Below are 23,029 nucleotides of genomic sequence, written 5' to 3'. Positions count from 1 at the left end.
CCGTCAAACGGGAGGTATGTCATGGAAATCTTTTTGTTCGTCTTGCCGATACTGGTGATCATCTTCCTGATGATGGGCGTCACCGTGGTCCGGCAGGGCTATGTCTATACGATCGAGCGCTTCGGCCGCTTCACCCATGCCGCCCAACCCGGCCTGACGATCATCATCCCCTTTTTCGATCGCGTCGGTCGCAAGGTGAACATGATGGAACAGGTTCTCGACATTCCCGGGCAGGAAATCATCACCAAGGACAATGCGATGGTCGGTGTCGACGCAGTCGTCTTCTTCCAGGTGCTTGATGCCGCCAAGGCCGCCTATGAAGTATCCGACCTCTATGTCGCGATCATGCAGATCACCACAACCAACCTTCGCACCGTGATGGGCAGCATGGACCTCGACGAGACCTTGTCCAAGCGCGACGACATCAACGGCCGCCTGCTCGCGGTGGTTGACCATGCAACCAGTCCCTGGGGCCTGAAAATCACCCGCGTCGAGGTAAAGGACATCCGCCCGCCCGCCGACATTTCCAACGCGATGGCGCGCCAGATGAAGGCCGAACGCGAAAAGCGTGCGCAAATCCTCGAAGCAGAAGGCATGCGTGCCGCCGAAATCCTGCGCGCCGAAGGTGAGAAGCAGGGCGCGATCCTGCAAGCCGAAGGCCGCCGCGAAGCCGCCTTCCGCGATGCCGAAGCGCGCGAGCGTGAGGCTGAGGCCGAAGCCAAGGCAACCACCATGGTTTCGGACGCCATCGCCACCTCGGGCACACAGGCGCTCAATTACTTCATTGCGCAAAAATATACCGAGGCGGTCAGCCAGTTTGCCACCTCGCCCAACGCCAAAACCATCTTGTTCCCGGTTGAGGCAACGCAGTTGATCGGCACGCTGGGCGGCATTGGAGAGCTGGCCCGCGACGCGCTGGAAAAGAAGGACAAGTGATATGGGCGACTGGCTGACCGAATTTCCGCCGCACTGGTTCTGGTTGTCGCTGGCCGCGATATTGGGCGCGGCCGAAATGCTCGCCCCCGGATTCTTCCTGATTTGGCTGGCAATGGCGGCGGCGGGCGTGGGCGTGCTCGCCTTTCTGCTGCCCGTTTCGATCCCTATGCAGGTCGCCATCTTCGCCATCGCCTCGGTGCTCGCGGTCTATGCCGGCAAGAAATTTCTGAAGGACAATCCGATCGAAAGCGACGACCCCAAACTGAACGACCGCGGCGCTAGGCTGACCGGGGAGATTGTTACCGTTGTTGAGGCGATTGCAGACGGGCGCGGACGAGTGAAGGTGGGTGACAGCGTGTGGAACGTCCATGGTGCCAACGCACCAGTAGGCGCAAAAGTACGCGTTACCGGTGCAGAAGGCGCAGTGTTGAAGGTCGAACCGGTAGCCTGACTTAGCGCGCCAGTTTCCCAGCCATGCCGATGATGTCATCGAGCGGGTTGCCGTCGCCATCGAGATCGAGCAGGGAGCCGAGCCCGCCAAGGCCGCCCGCAGGTGCCGCCTGCTGACCGCCGCCCAAGGCTCCGCCAAGGACATTGCCGAGCATACCGCCCAGACCGCTGCCGCCTTGCGATTGACCGCCGCCGAACACGCTGCCGATCAGGCCACCTAATCCGCCACCTTGCTCGCCACCGGCCTGCTTCGCCATATAACCCGCAACCAGCATCGCGAGGATCGGCAGCATTTTCTTCAGCAGCGAGGAATCGATGCCCGTCTGTTCGGCCGCATGGCCCGCGACCGAACGGCTGACATCCTTTGACCCGAAAATCTGGCCGAGAACGTCATTACCCTTTTCAATCGGGGTCGGCTCTGGCGACAACACGCTGTCGAGCAACCCGCCACCGCCCAACTGGCCGAGGATACCGCCGAGCCCGTCAAGACCGCTGGGTTGCGCCTGTGCGGTCTTCTTGAACCCGCCCAGAATCGCAGGCAGCAATGCCTCTGCCCCGGCCTGTGCAATCTGTTCATTGACGCCCAATTGCTGCGCCACCGAACCAATTGCGCCCGATTGTTTGAGGATTTCCATCATGTCCATGCCAAGCACTCCTGAACTGTAAACTGGGGCCAGTGTCGCAGGAGAAACAGAAAAGCGGTAGTGGATTCCTGCACACTGCCGTCATTTTACAATTAATCTGCGGTTTCTGCTCCCTATTGTCACAGAATCAACCTATTCTCCGGCAATCCAGAACCGCCTTTGAAGGAAGGATTTCACAATGAGCATTTTCGGCAAAATCAAGGACGCCATTTTCGGCAAGAAGGCTGTCGCCGCTACACCCGCGCCCGAAGCGCCTGTTGTCGCTGCACCGGTAGAAGCCGCCCCTGTTGCAATCAGCGAAGTCGATGTCATCGCGCATCTCGAAGAAATCGACGCCAATGACGGCCGCAACCTCAATTGGCGCAGCTCGATCGTCGATCTGATGAAGATGCTCGGCATGGAAAGCTCGCTGCAGGAGCGCAAGGACCTCGCCATGGAACTCGGCTATACCGGCGAACTCGAGGGCAGCGCCGAAATGAACATCTGGCTGCACAAAGCCGTGCTCCGCGAACTCGCAGCCAATGGCGGTAAAGTGCCAGCTGACATGCTCGACTGAGCATCCGGTCACAACCAATCGCAGAGGGCGCCCGCTGCGGCGCCCTCTTCATATGTGCGGGGTGTCGAGCAAATCGGGCGGCACCAGCTCTCGTCGCGCCCGCACCGAAAACAGCATCTCCTTGCTGTAAAAGCGCAACGGCCAGTCGCGCTTACCCCTTTTGCTCCGCAGCAGCAGATTGACCGAAGCCAGCAGGTCAAGCTCGGCCTGTTCGGCGTTGTGCGCTTTGACGGTCGAAATATAGAATTGCGTCAGCGTTTCATGATAGCCTTGGCTGTCGTCATTCACCCCACCGACGCTCTCATTATAGCTGCGGATGATATCGGGTAGTTGCTGCTCGACCTTAATGTCGCTGCGTTCGCGCAGCAACCAAAGACAAGCGGCCAGATGCGCCTCGTGCGTCCACTTTGCACACGGCAAGGTGCGCGCGAGAAGTCCCTCCCCCACATGGCGGATGGCAGCTTCGTCTGAAAACAATCGAACATCGAACGCGGTCATAATTCCGGGCTTTCTGTTGCGCCCGGAATGACCGAGCCAGTTACGCGGCCTTTAGCGCCGCAGCTCTTACGCCTTCGTCAACATGATCCGCAAATTGCGCGAAATTGTCGATGAATTGCTGCACCAGCTTGTGCGCCGTTGCATCATATTCAGCCGGGTCAGCCCATGTCGAGCGCGGGTCGAGGATTTTGCTGTCTACACCGGGAACCGCAACCGGAACCTCAAAGCCGAAATTGGGGTCAATCCGGAATTCGGCTTGATTGAGGCTGCCGTCCAGCGCCGCATTGAGCAGGGCACGAGTGGCCTTGATAGGCATGCGACTGCCAACCCCATATTTTCCGCCGGTCCAACCGGTATTTACCAACCAGCAGGTCACTCCGCCACGCGCGATGCGTTCTTTCAGCAAATTGCCATAAACGCTCGGGTGGCGGGGCATGAAGGGTGCGCCGAAGCAAGTCGAGAAAGTTGCGCTAGGCTCTGTCACGCCGATTTCGGTGCCAGCAACGCGAGCGGTGTAGCCCGACAGGAAGTGATACATTGCCTGATCGGCGGTAAGCCGCGAAATCGGGGGCAAGACGCCATAGGCATCGGCCGTCAGCATGATGATGTTCTTTGGCACCGGCCCCAGATTGTCCTTGGACGCATTGGGAATGAAGTCGATCGGATAGGAACCACGGCTGTTTTCAGCGAGGCTGTTGTCGTTGAAATCGAGTTCGCGCGTCTCGCGATTAATGACGACATTTTCCAGCACTGTACCGAAACGCTTGGTCGTTGCAAAAATTTCCGGCTCGGCTTCGGGCGAAAGGTTGATCATCTTGGCGTAGCAGCCGCCTTCAAAATTGAAGACCGCGGTGTCCGACCAGCCATGCTCGTCGTCGCCGATCAGCGTGCGACTGGCATCTGCAGACAATGTCGTCTTGCCGGTGCCCGACAGGCCAAAGAAGATGGCAGTATCGCCATTGGGACCGATATTGGCCGAGCAGTGCATCGGCATCACGCCCTGCTCGGGGAGCAGATAGTTGAGGATGCCGAAAACCGACTTCTTCATTTCACCGGCATAGGCTGTACCGCCGATGAGGATCAGTTTTTCGGTGAAATTGACCGCGATGACGGTTTCGCTGCGGCAGCCATGGCGCGCGGGATCGGCGCGGAAACTGGGCAGATCAATGATGGTATATTCGGGAACCAGATCGGCCAGTTCAGATTCTTCAGGGCGCACTAGCAAGGTGCGAATGAACAGATTGTGCCAGGCAAGCTCGTTAATCACACGCACATTAACGCGATATTCGGGCTGAGAGCCGCCGAAGAGGTCGGCTACATAAAGCTCGTCCTTTGCGGCAAGCGCCGCGAAGAAATCTTCCTTCAAAGCCGCGAAATGCACCGGATCCATCGCCACATTGGTTTTACCCCAATGGATCGTACTCTCGGTCGTCGCGTCACGAACGATAAACTTGTCCGAAGCCGAACGGCCGGTATGTTTGCCTGTTTCGACAACCAGCGGCCCCTCCTTGGCCAAAATTCCTTCGCCCTTGTTCAGCGCCGATTCGACTAGTCGTGCCGTGCCGAGATTCCATAAAATCTTGGCGGGGGTCGAAATACCTTGTTTTTCAAGGGAGAAGTTCGGCGCTGCGGACACGTTGGCTTCCTTTATGTCAGGTGGATGCATAGGTATGCACGGTAGTTGAAGCGGCCCCTAAACTACGCCTGCCACTTCGTCAAACATGGGGACGAGCATTTTACCGAAAGAAAATTGTCACACTCTGCAACAAGGGCTTTTGTACATGCCATTGATGCCAGCCCATAGCCTTCCTATAAGCGCCCCGATGTCTGCCAATATTGCTCTTGTTGATGATGATCGAAACATCCTTACTTCCGTGTCGATCGCGATGCAGGGCGAAGGCTATGTTACTAGACTATATCCGGATGGCGAAGCGGCGTTAAAAGCCTTGCTCGAAAATCCCGCTGACTTGGGCATCTTCGATATCAAAATGCCGCGCATGGACGGCCTCGAGCTTTTGCGGAGGCTGCGTGAGAAGTCCGACATGCCCGTCATTTTCCTAACCTCGAAAGACGAAGAGCTCGACGAGGCGCTAGGTTTGGCGATGGGTGCGGACGACTATATCACCAAGCCTTTCTCGCAACGGCTCCTCATTGCTCGGGTCAAAGCAATTTTGCGACGTACCGCGGTGCGCAGCCAAAGCGCAGATGATTCGGACCTGCCAGAGCCCGATCCTATGATCCGCGGTAGTCTGGAAATGGACCCGGCGCGCCATCATGTGCGGTGGAAAGATCAACCGGTTACGCTCACCGTCACCGAGTTTATGATCTTGGAGGCACTCGCATCTCGCCCGGGCGTTGTTCGCACCCGAAGCCAGTTGATGGACATCGCCTATCAGGACGATGTCTATGTCGATGACCGCACCATCGACAGCCACATCAAAAGGCTACGTCGGAAATTCCGTCAAATCGATCCCGAATTTTCTGCCATTGATACCCTGTACGGCGCCGGATACCGTTTCACCGATGAGTGAGGGGGATCGTTTCGCCCTGGGGTGGAGCCGCAAGCTTTCACTCACGTCGCGCATCTTGGCAGTCAACCTGTTCGCGCTTGCCTTGATGGCCAGCGGACTGATTTTTCTTGATAATTATCGTTCGCGGCTGGTTTCGGAGCGCCAACAAAGTGCTGAGAAGCAGATTCTATTGCTCGCCAACGCGCTTCAACATGTTGAGCCAACAGAGCAGGCGGCGTTTCTGACCAATTTTGCCCAAGATGAGACGTTACGGGTTCGTATCTATTCTCATAATGGGGCCAAAACTTTTGACAGTTTTCAGGCAGCGCCGCCGACATACCGGCTGGTCGACCCCTCGACCGAACCATGGCGCAAGGCCGCCGCACGCTGGATCGACCGTGTGTTCGATTTTCTTGTGCAATCTCCTCGGCTGGAATGGTTTCGTGAACCCAAATCCGACGTCGCGCCCAGTTGGCCGGAATTGAGCGGTGTGCGAGCAGGTCAAGCGAAGTCAGACGTCCGTTTCGCAGACGATTTGACGCATATCATCAGCGCCACCACGGTTTGGCCGAAAGATGGCCGTAAACTGTTGACCACCGCAAATGCCCGCGATGTTCGTGCTTATGTGCGGGCCGAGCGCTTTACCGTTGCGATGTTTATGTTGGCGGTGCTCGCCATATCGATACTGCTGTCCCTGTTTCTGGCGCGGACCATAGTCCGTCCGCTGCAGCATTTGGCGCGGGCCGCCGTCAAGGTGCGCCTAGGTCGCGCGCCCGACGTAACCATCCCCCGAATGCCTACGCGTCGTGACGAAATTGGCATGCTTGCGCGTGCCCTGTCAGATATGAGTAACGCACTGCGCCAGCGGATCGATGCGACCGAAGCCTTTGCCGCCGATGTTGCGCACGAAATCAAGAATCCGATCGCATCGCTCCGCTCCGCCCTCGATGGCATCGGACATGTGAAAGACCCGAAATTGCGCGATCAGTTGATGGCGGTCGCTCAGGCCGATGTCCTGAGAATGGACCGCTTGATCAGCGATATTTCTGATGCGAGCCGCATCGATGCCCAACTCGCCAAGGCCAAATTCGAGCGTATCGACCTTGGCGACATGATTGATCAGCTTTTGGCTGCCCGCGAAAGCCGCAACGCCGACGGTGATATTCGTGTCGCATTCGCACGCCCACGCAAGGGAAGTGCGATGATTTTCGGCGAAGATATCCGCATCGAACGGGTGTTGACCAACTTGATCGATAATGCGGTATCCTTTTCGCCGAGTGGCGGCTTGGTCGAAATCTCCGCTACACGCAGTGGCGATGAAATCATCGTTCGCATTAGCGATCAGGGGCCCGGCATCCCGCCCGAAGAGCGTGAAACCGTTTTTCGCCGGTTCCACAGCATTCGTCCTGAAAAAGAGGGATTTGGTGAACATAGCGGATTGGGCCTGGCAATAGCGCGGACGATTATCGAAGGGCATCACGGCACAATCACGGTCGATGACCGCGAAGATGCCCAGGGTGGAGCCTGTTTCAAAGTCACCCTGCCCGCCATCTCCGAAACGGTGTGAACAGCGTGTCTAACCGCATCCATGCCACCAGCGTCGCGATCGACGGTTTTGGGGTCGCGATCATCGGCAAGTCCGGGTCAGGCAAGTCTGATCTGGCGCTGCGATTGATCGACCGTGGGGCTGTACTTGTCTGCGACGACGCAATTAATCTGATCGACCAAGACGGAGGCCCTTGGATTCACGTCAGCCCTAATATCGAGGGGAAGCTTGAAGTACGCGGATTGGGCATTGTGTCCACACCTTATTTAGAGAAAGCCCCGCTCCGCTTGGTCGTCAATCTGGACCTACCGCCAGAGCGACACCCAATTTCATGGCCATTTCGCAATATCGGTAATTTTGCGACGCCCGAGCTTCGCCTCAATGCATTTGAAGCAAGTGCACCGATAAAAGTTGAACAGGCCCTGCAAAGGTTGCTTGATCAGCAGTTCATACCGGTGCGACAAGCAGGTTCAGCCAGCTGATGGGAACGCGTATGCCTGCAAGCCGAAAGCCACACAGAGTATTGTTGGTAACTGGTCTGTCCGGAGCAGGCAAATCAACTGTGCTCAAGACACTCGAAGATCTGGGCTGGGAAGCCGTCGACAATTTCCCGATCCGGTTGGCGCGCCCCCTGCTCGCCTTACCTCCGGCGGAGGGTCAAGCGCCGGATAACGCTCCACTAGCCCTCGGTTTTGACACACGTACCCGCGGATTTGAAACGCAGAGACTGATTGAAGAAATCAAAGATTTGCAGAGCCGCGATGGAGTGGAAATTACAACCTTATTCGTCGATTGCGCCGGAACCGAAATTGAGCGGCGCTATGCAGAGACAAGGCGCCGTCACCCGCTGGCGCAGGATCGTCCTGCGATTGACGGGATATCGGAAGAGCGCACCCTCATGGAACCATTGCGTCGCTGGTCCGATCTGGTGATTGACACCAGCCGTATGTCTGCCAGCGAGCTGCAGGCGGAAATACGGAACCGGTTCCGACTGAAAGAAGGCCGGATGACAGTGTCGATAACCAGCTTTGGTTTTTCGCGTGGCGTCCCCCCGAATGCCGACCTCATCTTTGATCTCCGCTTCCTGCAGAACCCGCATTGGGACCCGGAGCTGCGACCTTTGACCGGGCTCGACGCGGCGGTTGGCGAATATGTCGCAGCCGATCCGACCTTTGAAGGCGCAATATCGCGGATTTCTGACCTGCTGACCTATTTGCTCCCGCTCTACGACGCGCAGGGTAAGTCCTATCTGACTATAGCCTTCGGATGCACAGGCGGGCGCCATCGATCGGTGTTCGTCGCTGAAAAATTCGCCCGGATGTTGCGCGAAGATGGCTATGCGCCGTCTGTCAATCATCGTAACTTGCACTCAAGGCCAGTTGACGCGCTCGAATGGCAAGGTAATCAGGCGCGCCCGTTGTATAACGACTGATGAAAGTCGACGCGGTGCGGACAGGGAATGGAACTTCAAACCGATGATCGGACTGGTACTGGTAACGCATGGCACATTGGCAAGGGAATTTGTCGTGGCCATGGAACATGTGGTGGGACCGCAAAAGCTGATCGAAACGATCTGCATCGGTCCGCGCGACGATATGGAAGCGCGGCGCAAGGAAATTGCCCAGGCCATCAAGTCGGTCGATGAAGGCGAAGGCGTCATCGTTCTGTCAGACCTCTTCGGCGGCACCCCGTCGAACCTTGCTATTTCGCTGCTCGATGCCGGTCGGGTCGAGGTGATTGCGGGTATCAACCTTCCTATGCTCATCCGGCTTGAAAGTGCGCGCAAGAATATGAACGTCGGCGATGCTGTGCGGGCGGCCCGCGATGCCGGACGGAAATATATCAGCGTAGCCTCTGAATTGTTGGAGGCATCGCGGTGAGCCGGGTCAGCCGCACGCTGACAATCGTCAACCAAAAGGGTCTGCACGCCCGAGCGAGCGCCAAATTTGTAACCTTTGTCAGCCGGTTACCCGAAGGACTGAAGGTCGAAGTTGAAAAGGACGGGCAGTCGGTTGCCGGGACTTCGATCATGGGTCTGATGATGTTAGGCGCTGCGAAAGAGAGCAACATCACAATCCATGTTGAAGGCGAGGGCTCGGACATGGCGCTCGAAAAACTGGCCGGGCTCGTCACCGACGGCTTCGGCGAAGACTAAAGCGCAATGCGCCGGGAAATTACCGGGTTTTCCAATCCGCTGATCAAGCGGGTTCGGTCACTGCGCGAAAAGAAGCACCGCAAACGCGAAGGGCTGTTTTTGGCGGAAGGGCTTCGTATCCTGACCGAAGCGCGCGAGGCAGGGTTCCTGCCCGAAATGCTGTTTCGTTGCACCGATCGCGATGCCCATAGCCTTGAAATCGCGCTGGAAGGTGAAGTGCTGGCGGCGGGTGGCGACGTGATTGAAACCAGCGCCGATATTCTTTCCAAGTTGTCGGGTAAGGACAATCCGCAGACGGTCATCGGCGTGTACCGTGAAATGGCAACACCTCTCGAATCGCTCGACCGGAACAGCGCGCAAATATGGCTGGTGGCGCAGGCGATGCGCGATCCCGGCAATTTGGGCACCATGTTGCGCACGGGCGATGCTGTTGGCGCCGGCGGACTGATCCTGCTCGACGATTGCACCGATCCCTTTTCGGTCGAGGCTGTCCGCGCGAGTATGGGGGCGATTTTTACGCAGAAACTGGTGCAGTGTCGCTGGGACGAATTCCTGCCATGGCTGCGCGAAGGCGCGGGGCAATTGGTGGGCACCAGCCTGCAAACCGATAACGACTATCAGGAAGGACGCTACACCGCGCCTTGCTTCATTTTGACCGGAAACGAAGCACAGGGCTTGCCGGAGGCTTATGAAGCCGAATGCGATTTGCTTGTCAAAATGCCGATGCTGGGCAAAGCGGATAGCCTTAACGCGGCGGTTGCGACGGCAGTGATGGCTTATGAGGTGCTGAACCAGTTCCGACGCGGCTGAGAAATATCACTTCTTGTTCGACGCTATAAGTCCCTGCTCTGCTTCGCTCCCATATCGGGGCAATGCCTCGATTTCCGGGACATCTTCAAGTTCGCGCTTGCCAGTTTCAATGTTGAGCTCGGCGAATTTGCGGCCTGTACTCATCACATTACGTTCAAAACTGCCGACAAATTTGTTGTAGTTGTTGACGGCCGAGGACAGTCCGGAGCCGACCGATTTCAAATGCCCTGCAGCAACAGCAATCCTGTCATACATTTCCTTGCCCAACGCGCCAATCTGCTTGGCTTCGCGTGCGAGTCCCTCTTGCCGCCATACGCTCGCCACCGTGCGCGCAATCGCGACAAGATTGGTAGGCGTTGCCAACAACACACGCTTTTCAAAGGCATGATCCCATAGCGTCGGATCATGTTCGAGCGCAGCTGCGAGGAAATGCTCGCCGGGGACGAACATAATAACATAATCGGGCGCGTCGTCGAACTGGTCCCAATAGGCCTTGCGCGATAGCCCTTCGATATGGTTTTTCATCGAGGCCGTATGCCGCGACATCGCGATTTGGCGCGCATCGTCGTCATCGGCATTAAAGCCATCCTGATAGTCGTTCAACGATACCTTGGCGTCGATCACGAGGCTGCGCCCGCCCGGCACACGAATGATGGCATCGGGCCGCAACCGCCCATCTTCGACGGTAACGCTTGCCTCGGTTACGAAATCGACATGCTCGGATAGGCCGCAGCTTTCCAGCACATTTTTGAGCTGCTGCTCACCCCAGCGACCGCGTGCCTTGGGGGCATTGCGCAATGAATTGACCAGCCGTGCGGCCTCACTCTGCACCCGCTCCTGCCCTGCTCGCATCTGGTCGATCAGGCCGGTTAGAGCACCATAGGCTTCTGTGCGTTCCTTCTCGATCTTGCCGACCTGATCCTCATAGGCCTTCAATCGCTCCCCGACCGGCGCAAGCAACTGCTTCAACCGCTCTTCATTCTTCTCGCCTGCCTGATGAAAGCGCTCGTCCGCACGCTGCAAAAAGGCCTGCTGTGCTTCTCCGAGCAGCTTCTGCCCGATTTCGCCAAATTGGGAGGATAGCAAATCCTTGGCTTCCGAGAGCGCCTTCAACTGCTCGTTAAAGCTGCGCTCACGCTCCTCGAGCGAGGTTTCGAGCCTTGCCAGCCGATCTTTGGCAGCATCGCGTTCAACCAAAACTTCATCAAGCATAGCCCGCAATTGCACGGTCGTTTCCGCACCTGCACGCGCCGCTTTACCACCCATCAGCCAGCCTAGGCCAAGGCCAGCCAGTAAGACAGCGACAACTACGAAAATGACAATCAACGGTTCCAAATCAAGCTCCACCACAAGGAACGAATATGGAACATAGGCCGTCCCAATGGCGCGTCAAGCGCTTTGCGCTGTAGCCCGGCGCGTTCGCTTCACTTTGGCGTAACTGACTACGCTCAGTGGGATCAGCCCCGCATAGACCAGACTTGCCGCAATTAACGCGACCCAGGGCGCTGAAATCAAAGCCGCGGCAAACAGCCCCACACCTGCCAGCGCCAGAAAGCGGAACGACCGACGGATACGGATCGACGACCAGCTGAAGGTTGCTACATTTGAGATCATCAAGGCGGCGCAGAGCAGCATCCACGGCCCAATCAGCCGATAGTCGCGCGCCCATTCGGCACCAGTTTCGAGCCAGATTGTAAGTGGTAGCAGAGCCAACCCTGCGCCAGCAGGCGAAGGCACACCGGTATTGAATCCGGCGGATTTGTGCGGCTGATCATCGGCGTCGATCCGCGCATTGAATCGCGCCAACCGGAGTGCTGCACACAGCACAAAGAACAGGCAAATCGTCCAGCCGAAACGCGGCATATGCTGCAACGCCCAGCTATAGATAATCAACGAGGGAGTCGCCCCAAAGGCAATCACATCGGACAAGGAATCTAGTTCGGCACCAAAGCGGCTTTCACCCTTCAGCATTCGCGCAATGCGGCCATCCATCGCGTCGAGCACACCCGCGACTACGACAGAGAGGAGTGCGGCATCCCAATTGCTCTGCATGGCAAACCAGACGCCGGAGAGGCCGGTGCACAAGGCCATGGCGGTAACAGCATTAGGCGCCAGCGCGCGCAGCGATATTCCCGGTCGAGGATTGCTATCAGTCATAACACTTGATGTCGGATGCACGCTTTCGCCTGTCAATGGGCGATTGCGCGCAGATCCTGATCAACACCGATTTCAGCGAGGATCGTTTCACCAGCGACGCAGCGCTGACCTTTTATTATACGTGGCGCAGTCCCGTGCGGCAGATATACGTCAACGCGGCTGCCAAAGCGGATCAGACCGACACGCTGGCCAGCAGCGACGACATCGCCTTCCTTCACAAAGGCAACGATGCGGCGGGCGACAAGGCCTGCAATCTGGGTGAAGCCGATGCGCACGCCATCGGGCCGTTCGACAAGGAAATGCTGGCGCTCATTCTCTTCGCTGGCCTTATCCAGATCAGCGTTGAGGAATTTGCCCGCAATATAGGCCACGCGCTTGATCGTGCCGCGAATGGGGGCGCGGTTGATATGCACGTCGAAGACGCTCATGAAAATCGACACCCGCGTCATCGGCTGGTCACCTAGTCCTGCCGGACCAGCCAGTTCGGGTGGCGGCAGAACCTTTTCGATGAGCGTGACCAGGCCATCGGCTGGTGCCACCACAAAACGGTCGTCAATCGGTGTCGCGCGGGCAGGGTCACGGAAAAACGCCAAAGTCCAGATGGTAATACCCGCCATAGGCCAGGCAAGCGTTTCCCAAGCCATGAAGGCAAACACCGCCGTCACCGCCGCAGCGATGAGACCGAATTTACGCCCTTCCGGATGAACCGGGGGGAAAGACCATTTTGCGACCCCGGTGCCCCGGTTTGTCAGTTCTTGCTTTGTCATTGCGGCGCCTTCTACGGCGAGTGGCGCGATGTTACAACTGTTAGCTTCGCATCTCAGCTATGCGCAAGATTGTCGACAATCTGTTGACAATGCAAGATGCGCGCGCCAGCATTCCATCCATGCAATCCACATCGGCAATCTCAAATTCAACCAAAACCTCAGCGGCAGAAATTGCCCGCACGGTAATCGAAGCGCTCGAAGCAGGCGAATTTGCGCCTGGCCAACGCATGGTCGAAGCCGATCTGTGCCTGCGTTTCGGCGTTGGCAGGCAGATTATCCGCGAAGCGCTGCAGCATCTGAACGCCTATGGCGTCGTCGCGATCGAGCCAAATCGCGGCGCACATATCATCCATGTCACCCGCCACGAAGCCGTAATGACGCTGGAATTGACCGAACTTCTGTTCGGGCTGGTTTCACGCAGCGCCGCTCGCCGTATTGCCGCGGGTTGCGACCCAACACGACTGTCGGACGCGATTGGCCAGCTTGTCGCATCCTCAGAAACTGACGATCCAGTCCATTATATGCGCGCGCGCCGTCACCTGTTCGCCGCGCTTTCACACATCGCGGGCAACCCTGAATTGAACCGCATCATGGAGCAGGTCCGCGTCCATGTGATGCGCGCACAGTTTGGTTTTGCCGCATTCCGTTCAGGGCATGCGCTGGAACTGGCAGAGATTGGTCGGACTGTGCTGGTAGGCAAATCAGAGGAAGCCGAGGATTTGAGCCGGGCCTATGTCCGCCGCATCCGCGAATTCCTGCAACAGATATAGACATATGGAGAGAGGAAGAGCCATGGATTATGATCTTGTCATTCGGAACGGCCATATCGTCGACGGCAGCGGCAAGCCTGCCTTTACAGGTGATGTCGGCGTTCGCGACGGAAAGATTGTTGCCGTTGGCACTGTCGAAGGCCGGGCTGCGAGCGAAATCGACGCTGGCGGAAAACTTGTCACGCCGGGCTTTGTCGACATCCACACTCATTTTGACGGTCAGGCGACATGGGAAAGCCGCATGGCACCCTCGTCGAACCACGGCGTCACCACGGTGCTGATGGGCAATTGCGGCGTCGGCTTTGCCCCCTGCCGTCCGCACCAGCGCGACATGCTGGTCAAATTGATGGAAGGGGTTGAGGATATCCCCGAAGTCGTAATGGTCGATGGCCTGCCTTGGAATTGGGAAACCTTCCCCGATTATCTGAACGCGCTGGAAGAACGCAAACTCGATATCGATGTTGCAACGCAGGTTCCGCACTCCGCCGTACGCATCTTCGTCATGGGCGAACGCGCGGCACGGCACGAACCGCCGACCAAAGACGATCTGGCGCAGATGCGCGCGCTGGTAAAAGAAGCGATCGAAGCGGGTGCATTTGGCGTGACCACCTCGCGCAACATGATGCACCGGACACGCGCGGGCGAGCTTGCGCCCAGCCTCTATTCCGAGTTTGACGAGCTTTGCGCGCTGATGGACGGGCTGGTCGAAGCCAAGGCAGGCGTTTTCCAGATGATCCCTGCCCCCGCCAACGATGCGGAAGAGGAATTTGCCCTGCTGCGCGGTCTGGCTGAACATGGCAAGCGACCGGTGTCCTTCACCCTGCTCGATGTCCCCGGCCAGCCCGGCGCTGGCTGGCGGTCAATGCTGCGCGGTCTGGAGAAGGCCCGGCAGGATGGGCTGCAGATGCGCGGTCAGGTCGCACCTCGGCCCGTCGGCATGTTCTATGGCCTCGACCTCAGCCTGAATCCGTTCAGCTCGCACCCCAGCTACAAGGCGATCGCCGGGCTGCCTTTGGCGGATCGGGTCGCGAAGATGCGCGATCCGGAATTCCGTGCGCAATTGTTGTCGGAAATCGCAGAAGACAGCAATCCGGTAACGCTCACGCTGATCAACGCCTTCCGCGCCAGTAATGAATGGGAAGATGGCCGCCCGAATTACGAACCCGAACGCGCCAACAGCATGGAAGCCCGCGCGCAGGCAGCCGGACAAAGCGTCGAGGAATTTGCCTATGACAGGCTGCTTGAGGATGAAGGGCGTCGGATGTTCTACCTGCCCGCTGCCAATTATACCGAAGGCAATCTGTCTGCGGTGCGCGAAATGCTGGGCCATCCTGACACCGTGATGGCACTGGCCGATGGTGGCGCGCATTACGGCCTGATCTGCGATTCAAGCTTCCCAACCTATTATCTACAACGCTGGGCGCGCGATGCTGCAGAGAGCGAACGCATTGATTTGCCCCGGGCTGTAGCTGAACTGACCTCCAAAACAGCGGCGACCGTAGGCCTTAACGATCGCGGCTTGATCGCTCCGGGCATGAAGGCTGATCTGAATGTGATCGATTTTGACGCGTTGCAATTGCGCGTGCCGGAGATTGTCTATGACCTTCCGGCAGGCGGCAAGCGGATGCTGCAAAAGGTGGACGGCATTGTCGCGACGATCGTCAACGGCAAGATTACTTACCGCAATGGTGAGCCCACCGGCGAGCTGCCCGGAAGGCTCGTTCGACGCACCGCAATGGAACTAGCGGCCTGAACATATTCTAATGCTTTAGTCTGATGGCCAATCGCTTGCCGCACAGGCAGTTGATTGGTCGTCAAACTTTGCTATGGCGCAGGCGCAAACAATAGAGAATCCCCAAAGGAAAGCAGCTTCGTCATGGCAAAAATCAAGGTGAAAAACCCCGTCGTCGAACTCGATGGCGACGAAATGACCCGGATCATCTGGGAATGGATTCGCGAACGCCTGATACTGCCCTATCTCGACATCGACCTGAAATATTATGACCTGGGCGTCGAAGCCCGTGACGCGACGGACGACAAGATCACCGTAGATGCCGCGAACGCGATCAAGCAATATGGCGTCGGCGTGAAATGCGCAACGATCACCCCTGACGAAGCCCGTGTTGAAGAATTCAACCTCAAGAAAATGTGGAAATCGCCCAACGGCACGATCCGCAATATTCTTGGCGGCGTCGTGTTCCGCGAACCGATCGTGATCGAAAACGTCCCTCGCCTGATTCCCGGCTGGACCGACCCGATTGTGGTTGGCCGTCATGCCTTTGGCGACCAGTATCGCGCCACGGACACGCTGATCCCCGGTCCGGGCACGCTGCGACTTGTTTTTGACGGCGATGACGGCGAAAAACTGGACCTCGAAGTCTTCAAATTCCCGAGCAGCGGCGTCGCAATGGCGATGTACAATCTCGACGATTCGATCCGCGACTTTGCCCGCGCATCGCTCAACTACGGCCTCAACCTTGGCTGGCCTGTGTACCTGTCGACCAAGAACACCATCCTCAAGGCCTATGACGGCCGCTTCAAGGATCTGTTCCAGGAAATCTTCGAAACCGAAGGCTTCAAGGAAAAATTCGCCGCCGCCGGTATCGTGTACGAACACCGCCTGATCGACGACATGGTCGCATCGGCGCTGAAATGGAGCGGCAAGTTCGTGTGGGCCTGCAAAAATTATGATGGCGACGTCCAGTCGGATCAGGTGGCGCAGGGCTTCGGTTCGCTCGGTCTGATGACCTCGATCCTGATGACGCCCGACGGCAAGACCGTCGAGGCGGAAGCTGCGCACGGCACCGTCACTCGCCACTACCGCCAGCATCAGGCCGGCAAGGCAACTTCGACCAACCCGATTGCGTCGATCTTCGCCTGGACCGGTGGTCTGAAGTTCCGTGGCAAGTTCGACGACACACCCGACGTGACGCGCTTTGCCGAAACGTTGGAGCAGGTCTGCATCGAAACCGTCGAAAGCGGTGCAATGACCAAGGACCTCGCCATCCTGATCGGCCCCGATCAGGCGTGGATGACCACCGAGCAGTTTTTCGAAACGGTTCGCGCCAATCTCGAAACAAAAATGGGCAATTGGCAGTAAGTTGCTGACATCGGCGGCCCGCTCCCCTTAAGAAGGGGCATGGCCGCCGAACTCCACACCGAAGGTTTGAACAACGCGCTCGTCATCTTGGGCGCGGCGGGGATTGTTATTCCTGCATTCGCCCGGTTGCGGATCACCCCGATTATCGGGTTCCTGCTGGTCGGTGTTCTGGTCGGCCCCATGGGTCTCGGCTCGCCTGCAGCGCAATATCCGTGGTTACGCTGGATAACCATTTCCGACACTGCCGAAATCACCCGCATCGGTGAATTTGGCATCATCCTGTTGCTGTTCGGCATCGGGCTTGAACTGTCATTCCGCAGGCTTTGGCGGATGCGCAAGCAGGTCTTCGGGCTGGGTGCCGCCGAATTATTTGGTGGAGCGATATTGATCGGCGGCGCGTTGTTTGCCGTTGGCTACAACGCCACCGAAGCTATCGGGCTTGGTCTCGCACTCTCGCTGTCTTCTACAGCATTGGTTCTGCCAATTGCAGGCACAACGTCCTCTGTGGGCCGCTCTGCATTCGCCATGCTGTTGTTTGAGGATCTGGCGATTGTGCCGATCATCTTTGTCCTCGGCGTGCTTGGCCCGCAGGCAGCAAGCGGTGGCGGATGGGATGCGTTGTTTTCGGTGGCGTGGCAGGGACTGTCAGTGATCGTCGTGATGCTAGTTGCGGGCCGCTATCTGCTTCCGCCGCTGTTCGGGCAGGCTGCACGCACCAAAAGCCCGGAATTGTTTATCGCCGCCACTCTGCTGGTCGTCATATTGTCGAGCCTCGCTACTGCCGCGGTTGGTCTTTCCCCCATCGTTGGCGCACTGATCGCCGGATTGCTGATCGCTGAAACCGACTATCGCGGCGAAGTCGAAACCGTGGTCGAACCCTTTAAGGGGTTGGCGTTGGGTGTATTTCTGATCAGCATCGGCATGCAGATCGACATCGGTTTCATATCGTCCAATTGGGACAAACTGGTGGCTGCAGTTGTCGTGGCCGTTGCAATAAATGCCCTTGTCGTCATCAGCCTGCTCAAACTTGCCGGCGCTCGGCCGGGCGTGGCAACCGAGACGGGCCTATTGATGGCTAGCCCATCCGAAACAACTTTGATCGTTCTGGGTGCCGCCAGCGCGGCACAAATCATCGATCCCGAAACTGCCCGGTTTTGGCAGGTTGCGACCGCTATAGGTTTGCTGATTACGCCAATATTGGCCAGGATAGGTCACGATATGGCGCGACGCATCCAGGTGCGGTCGAGCGGATTGGCGCTTGAAGAAGAGATCCGTTCCGACGTCGAACCGCGCACAGTCATTATCGGTTTCGGTCGTGTGGGACAGTTGGTGGCAGAAATGCTGCAAGCGCACGATCAACCCTATTTGGCGGTTGAGCACAATGTCGACGCGGTCGTAGCCGCGCGGCGCGACGGATATAATGTCATTTTTGGCGATGTCAGAAAGCCGCAAACCTTGGACAGACTGCATCTCGATACCGCCAAGGCGCTGGTGCTGACGATGAACGATCCGGTGCTGGCAGCGAAGACGGTGAAGCGAATTCGCGCGCAGCATGCCGATATAACCATCGTCGCCCGCGCCCGCGACGCAGATCATGCCGCAGAGCTCTATCTGGCCGGCGTAAGCGATGCGGTGCCCGAAACGCTCGAAAGCTCGCTTCAGCTGTCAGAGGCAGTTCTTGTCGATCTCGGCATTGCGATGGGACCGGTGATCGCATCCATCCATGAGAAACGCGACGAGTTCCGTCGCGCCATCAAGGAAGCTGGGGAGCTCGACAAAGCCCCCCGCCTCAAACTGCGCAGCAGGCTTAACCCGCAAGCACAGCCTTGATCGCATCGAGCCCGGCCTGCGCCTGAGCGGCGCCTGCTGGTCCACCACCCTGCGCCATTTCCGGACGACCACCACCGCCCTGCCCGCCCATTGCGGTGGTGGCGGCGCGAACGAGATCGGGTGCAGCAAATTTGCCGGTCAATTCGGGCGAGACAGCGACAACGACGGTATTGGCATTTTCGTTAGAAGCGATAATCGCGACAACACCACCGCCAAGTGCCTTCATCTGTTCGTCGGCAAGCCCACGCAGCGCCTTGGGTTCAATTCCGGCGATGACCTGCCCTATGAAACTGGTATCGCCGATTTTCTCGGCTTCCGCCTTGGGGCCACCGCCGCCCGAAAGCGCCAGCTTGGTCTTGGCGTCCGATAGTTCCTTTTCGAGCGTGCGACGTTCTGCGAGAAGGGTTTCGACGCGCGTTGCCACTTCATCTGGCGCTGTTTTGAGCAGCGACGCGATGTCCTTCAACTGGCTTTCACGGCGCGCAAGATGCTGGCGGGCGGCCTCACCGGTCAATGCCTCTATACGGCGAATGCCGCTCGCGACGGCTCCTTCAGAAACAATCGTCATCAGTGCGATATCGCCGAGCGCATTGACATGGGTGCCGCCGCACAATTCGACCGAATAATTGGCGCCCTCAACCTCTCCCATGCTGAGCACGCGGACTTCGTCGCCATATTTCTCACCAAACAGAGCCAGCGCGCCCGCCTCGACTGCTTGGTCGGGAGCCATCAAGCGAGTGGTCACCGCAGTGTTTCGGCGGATTTGCGCATTGACCTCGGCCTCGATGTCGGCAATTTCTTCAGGCGTCACAGCCTGATTGTGCGAAAAGTCGAAACGCAGGCGATCTGGTGCAACCATACTACCCTTTTGCGTCACATGGCTACCCAAGCGATTACGGAGTGCCGCATGCAGCAAGTGCGTGGCACTGTGGTTCGAACGCAGCGTATCACGGCGCACGGTATCGATCTTTAGCTGGACGACATCGCCCACCTTCACTTCGCCGGTATCAACGGTCAACTGGTGCGCATGCAGGCGACCCAGTGGCTTCGAGGTGTCAGTGACCGTCGCTGCAAAGCCCGACAAGCTCGAAATTGTGCCAGCATCGCCCATCTGACCACCGCTTTCGCCATAAAAGGGCGTCTGGTTGGTGATCAATGTCACGCTGTCACCAGCTTTGGCGGATTGTACTTCAGCGCCATCCTTGACGAGTGCAACCACCTGCCCCTCGCCCTCGGTCGCGGTATAGCCGGTAAACTCCGTCGAACCGACACGCTCGGCAATATCGAACCAGACCTCATCCGAAGCCTTTGCGCCCGAACCCTTCCACGCGGCGCGCGCCATCGCTTTCTGGTTATCCATTGCGGCATCAAAGCCGGCACGGTCAATACCGAAACCCTGCGCGCGGAGTGCATCTTCGGTCAGGTCATATGGGAAGCCGTAAGTGTCATAGAGCTTGAACGCGGTTTCGCCCGCGAGCACGTCACCCGCCTTCATTCCGCCGGTTGCCTCGTCGAGCAACTTCAGCCCCTTGTCGAGCGTGCGGCGGAACTGGGTTTCCTCTTGGCGGAGCGTCGCTTCGATCAGCGGCTGGGCGCGGAGCAGTTCCGGATAGGCCGCACCCATTTCAGCGGCAAGACTGCCGACCAAGCGGTGCATCAAAGGCTCTTTGGCTCCAAGCAAATGCGCGTGGCGCATCGCGCGGCGCATGATGCGACGCAGAACATAGCCCCGCCCTTCGTTGGAGGGCATCACGCCATCGGCCAGCAGGAAGCTGGTTGAACGTAGGTGATCCGCAATGACGCGGTGGCTCGCCTTGCTGTCACCTTCTGCCTTGGATCCGGTCAGCTCTTCAGAGGCGGCAATCAGCGCCTTGAAGGTATCGGTATCATAATTGTCGTGTACGCCCTGCAGCACCGCGGCAATGCGTTCCAGCCCCATGCCGGTGTCGATCGATGGCTTGGGCAAAGGCACATCGGTGCCATCATCCTGCCGTTCGAACTGCATGAAGACGAGGTTCCAGATTTCGACGAAGCGGTCGCCATCCTCGTCCGGGCTACCCGGGGGCCCACCGAAAATATGTTCGCCATGATCGTAGAAGATTTCGCTGCACGGGCCGCAGGGCCCGGTATCGCCCATCGACCAGAAATTATCGCTGGTCGGGATACGAATGATGCGATGTTCTGGCAGGCCTGCAATCTTCTTCCAAAGATCAAAGGCTTCATCATCGGTGTGATAGACCGTTGCCGTCAGCTTGTCCGGGTTCAAACCCCAGACTTTGGTCAGCAAAGTCCAGGCATGGGTGATCGCCTGTTCCTTGAAATAATCGCCGAAGGAGAAATTCCCAAGCATTTCAAAGAAAGTGTGGTGCCGCGCGGTATAGCCGACATTGTCGAGATCATTATGCTTCCCGCCTGCGCGCACGCATTTCTGGCTCGATGCAGCGCGAGGGGTGTCCCGGGTTTCAAGCCCCGTGAACACATTCTTGAACGGCACCATACCGGCATTGACGAACATCAATGTCGGGTCATTATAGGGCACTAGCGGGGCAGACTGCACCACATCATGTCCGGCATTGCCGAAATAGTCGAGAAAGCCGCGGCGGATATCGTTTGTCGAGGTCATAGCCAGCGCGACTTAGGCGACGGCAAAGCGTGCTGCAAGCCGGATATATCGCTTAGTGCGAACGATCAGGCGTAAGCGTAGGGTCCGCCCTTCTCCAACGCGGTCTTCCAGGTCGGCAATGCATGGATTTTTTCGACATAGGCGGTCAGCTTCGGTTTATCGCCCGCCCAGCCCATTTTGACCGCTGCTTCAGCAGGAAAACTGACCATGATGTCGGCCCCGGTCATGCTGTCGCCCACCAGCCAGCCCGACGGCAGTAGCCGATCTTCGATATAGCGGAAATGGCTTTCAAGCTGCTGGTCGATGCGCGGGCGCAGCGGAGCGGCTGCATCTCCAAGCCGTGCGGTATAAAGGTTGAGCAGCATCGGCGTCATCGCCGAACCTTCAGCAAAGTGGATCCACTCGAGATATCGGATATGATCGTCGGTACCGCGTTCGGGCACCAGATGGCCGCCGCCGTGCCGCTCGCACAGATATTCGACGATGGCCGCTGATTCATACACAATCTGGCCGTTGTCATCGATCACTGGCGATTTGCCGAGCGGGTGAACGGCGAGCAATTCGGGCGGCGCCAGATTAGTAACCGCATCGCGCTGATGATGCACGATTTCGTAATCGACCCCGAGTTCCTCCAGCAGCCACAATATGCGTTGCGAGCGGCTGTTGTTTAAGTGGTGGACTTTCAGGGTCATATCTCTCTCCTCGTTTAATTCTTACGTGCTGTGACGATCCAGGCTGCTGCCGCAAAGCGGACTGCGCCGTCGTGCAGATGCTCGTGGGCAAGTTCGCGCAGGCGATCAAGGAATGCGATACGCGCATCGCCTTCAAGCATTCTGATAGCGCGCGCGGCGGGGCCAATATGGCCGAAGAAATCAAGCGCATCTGCGACAGGATCTTCGCCGCTGCCCGCGACATAATCGAAATCGACGGCTTCAAAGCCGACATCGGTCCATCCAGCTTCGGAAAGAATGCCCTTCACACGCTCCGGATCGGCAAAGGCGAATGGTCCGGGCGCATGCGGATCTCCGGATGGAGCCGACGGAACAAGCGAGGCGATTTTGGTCGCCCAGGCATTTTCAGATGGGGCGCGAAAACAGGATAAGACCATTTGCGCATTCTCCGCCGCACTCGTCGCTAGGTTGGCGAAGGCGGCAACCGGATCGTCGAAAAACATCACACCATGGCGGGACACATAAAGGTCTGGAATGAAGGACGGGTCCTGCCAAACAGAAGCATCCGCAACAGCAAATTTGAGATTGGGGCTTCCGGAAGCCCGTTCCGATGCCGCCGACACCAGATCTGCTGAAATATCCAGTCCGAGAACATTCGCATCCCGTCGAGCATCGGCGATCTTAATCGACAGCTCCCCTGCCCCACAGCCGATATCTGCGATCCGGCGTACATCCCCGCATTCCAATATGCGCGCAACCAAGCGCTCGGTCAGCGGTGTAAACGACCGGTCGGTGCGCTGCCATTGCCGCGCCCAACTGGTGCCAACCTGTCCTTGCCATTCCGTCTTGTCTGTCATGCTGATAACCCTAGTCGGGACAGCAATCGGTGCAACCCATTTTGCACTTGCGACTCAGTTGGGATAGGCGCAGCATTTGTTGGTCAGGGACTGGCAAATACGCCTCGGCCATATCCCCCGATCCTGTCCTGACCTATTTGCCAGCCCCT

23 protein-coding genes are annotated in these 23,029 nt (G+C 57.9%); 14 read left to right on the top strand and 9 right to left on the bottom strand.

Translation table 11 applies throughout. The features are described from left to right. Positions 1 to 21 precede the first annotated feature (21 nt). Positions 22 to 936 (top strand): SPFH domain-containing protein, encoded by a 915-nt coding sequence (locus DXH95_RS04590; protein ID WP_115548238.1) that lies wholly within the window; start codon positions 22 to 24, stop codon positions 934 to 936. Between the two features lies 1 nt (position 937). After that, on the top strand, positions 938 to 1,387 hold the full coding sequence (locus tag DXH95_RS04585; protein WP_115548237.1) for an NfeD family protein: 450 nt from the start codon (positions 938 to 940) through the stop codon (positions 1,385 to 1,387). 1 nt (position 1,388) lies between these two features. Here DXH95_RS04585 and DXH95_RS04580 read toward each other — a convergent pair whose 3' ends face one another. Beyond that, on the bottom strand, positions 1,389 to 2,030 hold the full coding sequence (locus tag DXH95_RS04580; protein WP_115548236.1) for a DUF937 domain-containing protein: 642 nt from the start codon (positions 2,028 to 2,030) through the stop codon (positions 1,389 to 1,391). A 178-nt stretch (positions 2,031 to 2,208) separates the two neighbouring features. Here DXH95_RS04580 and DXH95_RS04575 point away from each other — a divergent pair, with 178 nt between their 5' ends. Next, a complete protein-coding gene (locus DXH95_RS04575; RefSeq protein ID WP_115548235.1) occupies positions 2,209 to 2,586 on the top strand; it encodes a DUF3597 domain-containing protein in 378 nt (125 codons plus the stop codon). A gap of 48 nt (positions 2,587 to 2,634) precedes the next feature. Here DXH95_RS04575 and DXH95_RS04570 read toward each other — a convergent pair whose 3' ends face one another. Further along, positions 2,635 to 3,084, bottom strand: a complete 450-nt coding sequence (locus DXH95_RS04570; protein WP_115548234.1) for a hypothetical protein — start codon at positions 3,082 to 3,084, stop codon at positions 2,635 to 2,637. Between the two features lie 40 nt (positions 3,085 to 3,124). Next, positions 3,125 to 4,720, bottom strand: coding sequence for a phosphoenolpyruvate carboxykinase (locus DXH95_RS04565; protein ID WP_239016542.1), 1,596 nt, complete (start codon positions 4,718 to 4,720; stop codon positions 3,125 to 3,127). 187 nt (positions 4,721 to 4,907) lie between these two features. Here DXH95_RS04565 and DXH95_RS04560 point away from each other — a divergent pair, with 187 nt between their 5' ends. Genes DXH95_RS04560 through DXH95_RS04530 form a run of 7 tightly spaced genes read left to right on the top strand, consistent with a single transcriptional unit; the run spans position 4,908 to position 10,105 of the window. Next, positions 4,908 to 5,615 (top strand): response regulator transcription factor, encoded by a 708-nt coding sequence (locus DXH95_RS04560; protein ID WP_115548232.1) that lies wholly within the window; start codon positions 4,908 to 4,910, stop codon positions 5,613 to 5,615. Further along, a complete protein-coding gene (locus tag DXH95_RS04555; RefSeq protein ID WP_115548231.1) occupies positions 5,608 to 7,161 on the top strand; it encodes a sensor histidine kinase in 1,554 nt (517 codons plus the stop codon). The genes DXH95_RS04560 and DXH95_RS04555 overlap by 8 nt, the downstream gene beginning before the upstream one ends. After that, positions 7,158 to 7,622, top strand: coding sequence for an HPr kinase/phosphorylase (locus DXH95_RS04550; RefSeq protein ID WP_239016541.1), 465 nt, complete (start codon positions 7,158 to 7,160; stop codon positions 7,620 to 7,622). Before DXH95_RS04555 ends, DXH95_RS04550 begins: the two co-directional genes overlap by 4 nt. 11 nt (positions 7,623 to 7,633) lie before the next feature. Further along, positions 7,634 to 8,572 carry an RNase adapter RapZ gene (rapZ, locus tag DXH95_RS04545; RefSeq protein ID WP_115549401.1) on the top strand — a complete coding sequence of 313 codons (939 nt, stop codon included), beginning with the start codon at positions 7,634 to 7,636 and terminating at the stop codon, positions 8,570 to 8,572. Between the two features lie 43 nt (positions 8,573 to 8,615). After that, a complete protein-coding gene (locus tag DXH95_RS04540) occupies positions 8,616 to 9,020 on the top strand; it encodes a PTS sugar transporter subunit IIA (protein WP_115548230.1) in 405 nt (134 codons plus the stop codon). Further along, complete coding sequence (locus DXH95_RS04535) at positions 9,017 to 9,295, top strand: HPr family phosphocarrier protein (RefSeq protein ID WP_181883575.1); 279 nt, start codon at positions 9,017 to 9,019, stop codon at positions 9,293 to 9,295. The genes DXH95_RS04540 and DXH95_RS04535 overlap by 4 nt, the downstream gene beginning before the upstream one ends. Before the next feature lie 6 nt (positions 9,296 to 9,301). Further along, on the top strand, positions 9,302 to 10,105 hold the full coding sequence (locus DXH95_RS04530; protein ID WP_115548228.1) for a TrmH family RNA methyltransferase: 804 nt from the start codon (positions 9,302 to 9,304) through the stop codon (positions 10,103 to 10,105). Between the two features lie 6 nt (positions 10,106 to 10,111). On the opposite strand, the gene DXH95_RS04525 is transcribed toward DXH95_RS04530, so the two are convergent. From DXH95_RS04525 to DXH95_RS04515, 3 genes are all read right to left on the bottom strand, one after another. After that, positions 10,112 to 11,371 (bottom strand): DNA recombination protein RmuC, encoded by a 1,260-nt coding sequence (locus DXH95_RS04525; protein ID WP_115549400.1) that lies wholly within the window; start codon positions 11,369 to 11,371, stop codon positions 10,112 to 10,114. A gap of 123 nt (positions 11,372 to 11,494) precedes the next feature. After that, positions 11,495 to 12,262 (bottom strand): CDP-alcohol phosphatidyltransferase family protein, encoded by a 768-nt coding sequence (locus tag DXH95_RS04520; protein ID WP_115549399.1) that lies wholly within the window; start codon positions 12,260 to 12,262, stop codon positions 11,495 to 11,497. A 32-nt stretch (positions 12,263 to 12,294) separates the two neighbouring features. Further along, positions 12,295 to 13,029 (bottom strand): phosphatidylserine decarboxylase, encoded by a 735-nt coding sequence (locus DXH95_RS04515; RefSeq protein ID WP_115548227.1) that lies wholly within the window; start codon positions 13,027 to 13,029, stop codon positions 12,295 to 12,297. A 119-nt stretch (positions 13,030 to 13,148) separates the two neighbouring features. Here DXH95_RS04515 and DXH95_RS04510 point away from each other — a divergent pair, with 119 nt between their 5' ends. The 4 genes from DXH95_RS04510 (at position 13,149) to DXH95_RS04495 (ending at position 18,729) form a co-directional block, all read left to right on the top strand. Continuing rightward, positions 13,149 to 13,799: a GntR family transcriptional regulator gene (locus DXH95_RS04510; protein ID WP_181883574.1), complete on the top strand. Its 651-nt coding sequence runs from the start codon at positions 13,149 to 13,151 to the stop codon at positions 13,797 to 13,799. A 22-nt stretch (positions 13,800 to 13,821) separates the two neighbouring features. Beyond that, on the top strand, positions 13,822 to 15,552 hold the full coding sequence (locus tag DXH95_RS04505) for an N-acyl-D-amino-acid deacylase family protein (protein ID WP_115548225.1): 1,731 nt from the start codon (positions 13,822 to 13,824) through the stop codon (positions 15,550 to 15,552). 123 nt (positions 15,553 to 15,675) lie between these two features. Next, a complete protein-coding gene (locus tag DXH95_RS04500; protein WP_115549398.1) occupies positions 15,676 to 16,899 on the top strand; it encodes an NADP-dependent isocitrate dehydrogenase in 1,224 nt (407 codons plus the stop codon). Positions 16,900 to 16,938: 39 nt separating this feature from the next. Then, complete coding sequence (locus DXH95_RS04495) at positions 16,939 to 18,729, top strand: cation:proton antiporter domain-containing protein (RefSeq protein ID WP_115548224.1); 1,791 nt, start codon at positions 16,939 to 16,941, stop codon at positions 18,727 to 18,729. Here DXH95_RS04495 and alaS read toward each other — a convergent pair. The 3 genes from alaS to DXH95_RS04480 all read right to left on the bottom strand — a co-directional run bounded on the left by alaS (position 18,707) and on the right by DXH95_RS04480 (position 22,880). Then, complete coding sequence (gene alaS / locus DXH95_RS04490; RefSeq protein ID WP_115548223.1) at positions 18,707 to 21,352, bottom strand: alanine--tRNA ligase; 2,646 nt, start codon at positions 21,350 to 21,352, stop codon at positions 18,707 to 18,709. The two genes, DXH95_RS04495 and alaS, sit on opposite strands and share 23 nt — an antisense overlap. A 65-nt stretch (positions 21,353 to 21,417) precedes the next feature. After that, on the bottom strand, positions 21,418 to 22,044 hold the full coding sequence (locus DXH95_RS04485; RefSeq protein WP_115548222.1) for a glutathione S-transferase family protein: 627 nt from the start codon (positions 22,042 to 22,044) through the stop codon (positions 21,418 to 21,420). Positions 22,045 to 22,058: 14 nt separating this feature from the next. After that, a complete protein-coding gene (locus DXH95_RS04480; protein ID WP_115548221.1) occupies positions 22,059 to 22,880 on the bottom strand; it encodes a class I SAM-dependent methyltransferase in 822 nt (273 codons plus the stop codon). Between the last annotated feature and the right edge of the window lie 149 nt (positions 22,881 to 23,029).

The organism is Sphingorhabdus pulchriflava, from assembly GCF_003367235.1.
Taxonomy (GTDB): domain Bacteria; phylum Pseudomonadota; class Alphaproteobacteria; order Sphingomonadales; family Sphingomonadaceae; genus Sphingorhabdus_B; species Sphingorhabdus_B pulchriflava.
The sequence above is the reverse complement of the archived record's forward strand: the minus strand, read 5'-3'. Positions and strand labels throughout refer to the sequence as shown.

Excerpts from the sequence above, each read along its gene's own strand:
- DXH95_RS04590 (WP_115548238.1), top strand. The coding sequence starts at position 22 with ATGGAAATCTTTTTGTTCGTCTTGCCGATACTGGTGATCATCTTCCTG.
- DXH95_RS04585 (WP_115548237.1), top strand. The coding sequence starts at position 938 with ATGGGCGACTGGCTGACCGAATTTCCGCCGCACTGGTTCTGGTTGTCG.
- DXH95_RS04580 (WP_115548236.1), bottom strand. The coding sequence starts at position 2,030 with ATGGACATGATGGAAATCCTCAAACAATCGGGCGCAATTGGTTCGGTG.
- DXH95_RS04575 (WP_115548235.1), top strand. The coding sequence starts at position 2,209 with ATGAGCATTTTCGGCAAAATCAAGGACGCCATTTTCGGCAAGAAGGCT.
- DXH95_RS04570 (WP_115548234.1), bottom strand. The coding sequence starts at position 3,084 with ATGACCGCGTTCGATGTTCGATTGTTTTCAGACGAAGCTGCCATCCGC.
- DXH95_RS04560 (WP_115548232.1), top strand. The coding sequence starts at position 4,908 with ATGTCTGCCAATATTGCTCTTGTTGATGATGATCGAAACATCCTTACT.
- DXH95_RS04555 (WP_115548231.1), top strand. The coding sequence starts at position 5,608 with ATGAGTGAGGGGGATCGTTTCGCCCTGGGGTGGAGCCGCAAGCTTTCA.
- rapZ (WP_115549401.1), top strand. The coding sequence starts at position 7,634 with ATGCCTGCAAGCCGAAAGCCACACAGAGTATTGTTGGTAACTGGTCTG.
- DXH95_RS04540 (WP_115548230.1), top strand. The coding sequence starts at position 8,616 with ATGATCGGACTGGTACTGGTAACGCATGGCACATTGGCAAGGGAATTT.
- DXH95_RS04530 (WP_115548228.1), top strand. The coding sequence starts at position 9,302 with ATGCGCCGGGAAATTACCGGGTTTTCCAATCCGCTGATCAAGCGGGTT.
- DXH95_RS04525 (WP_115549400.1), bottom strand. The coding sequence starts at position 11,371 with ATGGGTGGTAAAGCGGCGCGTGCAGGTGCGGAAACGACCGTGCAATTG.
- DXH95_RS04520 (WP_115549399.1), bottom strand. The coding sequence starts at position 12,262 with ATGACTGATAGCAATCCTCGACCGGGAATATCGCTGCGCGCGCTGGCG.
- DXH95_RS04515 (WP_115548227.1), bottom strand. The coding sequence starts at position 13,029 with ATGACAAAGCAAGAACTGACAAACCGGGGCACCGGGGTCGCAAAATGG.
- DXH95_RS04510 (WP_181883574.1), top strand. The coding sequence starts at position 13,149 with ATGCAATCCACATCGGCAATCTCAAATTCAACCAAAACCTCAGCGGCA.
- DXH95_RS04505 (WP_115548225.1), top strand. The coding sequence starts at position 13,822 with ATGGATTATGATCTTGTCATTCGGAACGGCCATATCGTCGACGGCAGC.
- DXH95_RS04500 (WP_115549398.1), top strand. The coding sequence starts at position 15,676 with ATGGCAAAAATCAAGGTGAAAAACCCCGTCGTCGAACTCGATGGCGAC.
- DXH95_RS04495 (WP_115548224.1), top strand. The coding sequence starts at position 16,939 with ATGGCCGCCGAACTCCACACCGAAGGTTTGAACAACGCGCTCGTCATC.
- alaS (WP_115548223.1), bottom strand. The coding sequence starts at position 21,352 with ATGACCTCGACAAACGATATCCGCCGCGGCTTTCTCGACTATTTCGGC.
- DXH95_RS04485 (WP_115548222.1), bottom strand. The coding sequence starts at position 22,044 with ATGACCCTGAAAGTCCACCACTTAAACAACAGCCGCTCGCAACGCATA.
- DXH95_RS04480 (WP_115548221.1), bottom strand. The coding sequence starts at position 22,880 with ATGACAGACAAGACGGAATGGCAAGGACAGGTTGGCACCAGTTGGGCG.